The organism is Streptomyces sp. NPDC057654 (assembly GCF_042800135.1).
Classification (GTDB): Bacteria; Actinomycetota; Actinomycetes; order Streptomycetales; family Streptomycetaceae; genus Streptomyces.
The window spans coordinates 1-4,114 of sequence record NZ_JBHVHQ010000776.1 but is presented as its reverse complement, the minus strand read 5'-3'; the positions used below and the strand labels follow the sequence as shown (position 1 = coordinate 4,114).

Here is a 4,114-nt window from a genome sequence, read left to right as displayed (position 1 = left end):
GGACCATGGTGATGGTCCGCGCCAAGGGGCCGGGCGTGTTTCTGCCGGGCCGGGACTGCCGCGTTCTGGCCGGCACCGGCTCGGCGGCACTGTCTCCCGGGTGTATCGGCTGAAGGTGCGGCCGATGCGCTCCGCCGAGCAGGCTGGTGAAGCCGTCCCGTCGTGACGCGGGTGCCCGACCGGGTCGGGAGAGAGACTGCGGGTTTCCAGAAGGGGCGATTCAGTCCTCTGTGCGGGCGACGCTGACGATCAGCGCCATGTCCTCGGCGTCATGCCATTCGCCGATCACCCGCCACCCGGCATCGCTCAGCAGTCGCTCAGCCTCGCGCCTGCCATCCTCCGGATTTCCGTCCTCGGCGGTGATCGTGGTGCGCTCGCTGAACGCAGCAGGGGTGTCATAGTCGGGCGACCACGCGCGCTCGTCCCCCGAGTGCTCGCCGGTCAGCTTGTCCTGCCATACCGATACATCCATGTGGGGCTGAGAGAGGTGACCGGTGCCGTAGGTCATCCAGGCACTGAAGTGTGGGCGGCTCGACCATTCGGCCTCACGTTCGTTCTCCCGGTCCCAACGCTTGAACAGCTCGTCGAGTTGAGCGTAGACATGGCGGGCCTGTGCCTCACCCAGGGTGAGTGTGCCGCCCCGGGGCGAGCCGTCTTCGGCGGGAGCGATCGGTGCGTAGTACTCCATGCCTGCGCGGTACCGGGTGATGTCGCCGATGATCAGCTCATGACGGCCGTGCAGTGACTGCTCCACCGGCGGCAGATAGTTGAGGTCGGCCTTGTAGCAGGGCGGAAGTTTGCGGATGTCGATAATGTCGATGATGTCGTGTTCGGACACAGGGGTTTCCTTTTCTCTTGAGGAACTCTTCCAGGTCATTCCGTTTCGCCCCGCATCTAAGAGCGATCAGACGGTTCCCGGAAGTGTCGCGTGCTGTCATGTGACCGGAGAACGCCACGTATGCGTCTCTCTTGGGCATTTCTCGGTCCAGCACACTCGGTTCAGGATCCGGCGTGCCATCCAGGTCATCGGGGTCCAGAGGCTTGTCGTACAGGCAGCCAAGCCGCCGCCTGCTCCGCCTTCGGGAAATTCCTCAGACGTATCTCTGCGCTTTGCATTCACCCTCGAAATCGGGGTGATTGAGTCCCCTAGCCGAACCCGCCTCGGACTGGGAGATCCTGACGTCCCTCCATCACTGCTGGTTGGCGCGGCGCTTCGAACCGCAGCGTCAGCGTAGAGGCTCGACCGCCGGTGTACGCATGGTCAGCCTTGTACTCGGTGATGGCAGTACCCTGGATGGTGAAATCGTCACCTTCCAGTGGCCATGCATACCGGCTGGGCGCTCCCTGGGCATGGTTCATCCTCACTCCGGATGCGCTGACTTCGGCAACGTCCAGTTGCCCCCGGAACTCGTTGGCCTCGTGACTGATCCAGTGCACGGCCCAGCCGGATTGGACGAGCGTGATCAGTTCCCGGAGCTTTCTCATGCTTCCGGGGAAGATGACGTTTGCGCCGGATACTCCGTCGCACGCCTCTTGGACTCCCGGCTCAGCAAACAGCGGGTGATAGGCTGCACCGAGATTCGGAAGTTCCACCCCCGGCGGAATCTGATCGGCGTTCGGCCCCGGTTCGGCGTCCCCGAACGGAACCAGAATCGGGGGAGCCGAGACACGTTCCACCTCGTAATGGCCAGCATGCTTGTGGCCATCCCCGTAGCGGACCCTGGCGAGCCCGTACACGGTCTTACCCTTCACATGGGCTCGTACGCGATGACCCGTGAGAGGCCGCTTTTCGGTTGACATAACAGTTCCTCTTTCTGGACTCTTGCGGTTCAGCGCCCCATTCGGGGTTCGAACGGTGTCGCAGATGCCCATGGGAGTCAGCCGCACGCCAGATCGGTGGCCCGCGACCAACTGCCCATTCGGAAGCGGATGGTGGTGGCCGGCGGGGCCCCGTCCTTCAGGTCTGCCGGATCCGTGCGCCAGGCTTCGTAGGTCGCCAGCGTCGTGGATCCCGTCTCCCGCAGGCACTGCCGGATCGCGGCAATGAACTGCTCCTGGGTCCACTTCGTTGTCGCGCACTGGAGCTGCTGGGGCTGTTCGGTCACGGCGAGACCCGCGAGCTCCAGTGCGCGGTTCCAGCTGTCGAAGCGGCGCTCGTAGAGCGGGACTGATGGATCGGTGCGCCTGCGGCGCCGCTTGAAGGTGCGACGTCCTAGGGTTTTCTCTCCCTGCGACAGGTGGATGAGCACGTGCAGGAGCTGCTGGTCGGTGTAGACGACCGGCCCGGATTTCGTGGGTGCAGGGACATGCACAGCGGACAGAGTCATGGTCGGTCCTTTCTGAAAGCCGGATGCGCGTCAGTGCGGCTGCACATGCACGAGCAGTCGCCCGGCAGGGGGCGGTCCGCAGCCGGTACGCGCATGACGTGCCACGGAGCCCTCCGGATCAACTCCGTTGATCCCCGGGGCCGCACGGACCCGCAGGCGCCTTGCGCGCCCGAGCTCGGCTCGGCGCGCCCTCCGCCCCCCGCCTCGTGGCATTCTGACTCATCACTGACTACCATTCAATAGCTATTCCGATAAGGCATCTCAAAGACCAGTCGAGCCAATCGGACTGGGCGGCGACAGGGGAGGCGAGAGGCGATGAAGGCGCGGAGGGCAAGGAAGGCCGGGATCTCCGCTGTGACGTCGGCTGTGGCCACGGGGACTGTGCTCGCCGGCTGTTCCGGCGGCGGCACGCCCCGGGCACAGCCGTCCTCCGTCCCGAGTCCGGCTGCGAGTGCCGCCAAGGTCACCGACAAGGCTCTCGGCGAGGCACTGGACAAGCTCGTCCTCCATGACGCCGCAGGCGCCGACAGGGGCGGAGGAGCCTGCTTGGCCGCCGCCGTACGGAAGGCCGGCATGTCGGAACGGGCGCTGGTCTATCTGGTCAAGACCGGCGGCGATGACACCGGTTCGGTCATCGACGGCCTGGACAAGGTGAGCGAAGACGACGCTGCGCTGCTGGCCTCACGGCCGCTGCGCGAGGACTTCGACGCGTGCGTCGACAAGACCGCGCCGCCCAGTGACAACAGCAGCTCCACGTCCCGGAGCTACAAGGCGCCGACGGTGATGCCGAAGCCCGCGGCGGGCAAGCCGAACCTGAAGCCGGTCTATCCGGTTCGCGGGGATCAGCCGGTCAACTCGTCCATCGAGCTCGCCAAGGGTCTGGTCTCGATGTTCTCCTCCTACGCCCGGGACGAGGGCCAGAAGAAGGCCTATGCGGCGGCCGGTCAGTGTGTGTCGGCCCTGGTGTACAACGCCGGGTTCAGCCAGAAGGCGCTGCGCTTCTTCGCCGGCGGCGCGCCCCTCGGAGCCGGGTCGATCGTCGAGCATCTGCCGAACGACGAGGACAAGACGATCTGGCAGTCACCGAGATTCGTCCAGGGGCTTATCGACTGCATGACAAATGTGTCGCCGGCTCCCGCACCTGTTTCTTGAGCGGAAGCCTGACACGGCCACCGCGTGTGGCGGCGGCTGGAGACAGTTACCGTTGGCCGGCGGGGATGCGGCCCTCGGGCCGGTACACACGGATGGGGTCAGTGATCGTCCGCCACGCGGGTCTGCGCCCCTCGCGGGCTCGGGTCACGGTCATGACGGCGTCCGTCGGGGCGATCGAGCCGGAGATGTACAGCTCGTCGGCGAGATACCGCAGGGCGTCTCGCCGGACCCCGGGGAGAACGGGCCGGCCGCGGTCGTACTCGGCGCGCCATGCCCGCCAGGCCTCGGTGGGAACGTCCACGCTCCAGTGCATCCGGGCCACGATGCGGCCGTCGACGATCCGGGCCGGCCCGGTGTGCACCGTGTAGAACCACATCTCGCATTCCTCGACGCCCGGGATGGACTCCCACACGCACGACAGGTATGCGGTGAACTCCCACGGTGCGCGGTCCGGTTCGTATCCGGTGGTGTTGATCCATGAGTCCAGACCGACGGACCAGTGGGTGAACAGCCGACATCTCACGGGTTCTCCTTCGGACAGGGCCGTTCAGCCGATGGACCAGTTCCGTCGTGCGCCCACCACGGGCGCACGACGGCAGAAGACCTGGTGCGGCACTGCACCAGGTCTTCTGTCC

General features: G+C 65.9%; 5 protein-coding genes. 1 reads left to right on the top strand and 4 read right to left on the bottom strand.

The annotated features are described in order from the left end of the window. Positions 1-220 precede the first annotated feature (220 nt). The 3 genes from ACFU99_RS35590 to ACFU99_RS35580 all read right to left on the bottom strand — a co-directional run bounded on the left by ACFU99_RS35590 (position 221) and on the right by ACFU99_RS35580 (position 2,327). Entirely contained in the window at positions 221-838 is a 618-nt protein-coding gene (locus ACFU99_RS35590) for a hypothetical protein (RefSeq protein ID WP_384400337.1), read from the bottom strand. A gap of 308 nt (positions 839-1,146) precedes the next feature. Beyond that, positions 1,147-1,752 carry a hypothetical protein gene (locus tag ACFU99_RS35585; RefSeq protein ID WP_384400334.1) on the bottom strand — a complete coding sequence of 202 codons (606 nt, stop codon included), beginning with the start codon at positions 1,750-1,752 and terminating at the stop codon, positions 1,147-1,149. Positions 1,753-1,877: 125 nt separating this feature from the next. Continuing rightward, a complete protein-coding gene (locus ACFU99_RS35580) occupies positions 1,878-2,327 on the bottom strand; it encodes a homing endonuclease associated repeat-containing protein (protein WP_384400332.1) in 450 nt (149 codons plus the stop codon). Between the two features lie 546 nt (positions 2,328-2,873). Between ACFU99_RS35580 and ACFU99_RS35575 the strand changes: the two genes are divergently transcribed. After that, positions 2,874-3,479 (top strand): hypothetical protein, encoded by a 606-nt coding sequence (locus ACFU99_RS35575; protein WP_384400329.1) that lies wholly within the window; start codon positions 2,874-2,876, stop codon positions 3,477-3,479. A gap of 46 nt (positions 3,480-3,525) precedes the next feature. Here the strand turns inward: ACFU99_RS35575 and ACFU99_RS35570 are convergent, their stop codons facing one another. Next, positions 3,526-4,002, bottom strand: coding sequence for a hypothetical protein (locus ACFU99_RS35570; protein WP_384400326.1), 477 nt, complete (start codon positions 4,000-4,002; stop codon positions 3,526-3,528). Positions 4,003-4,114: the final 112 nt, after the last annotated feature.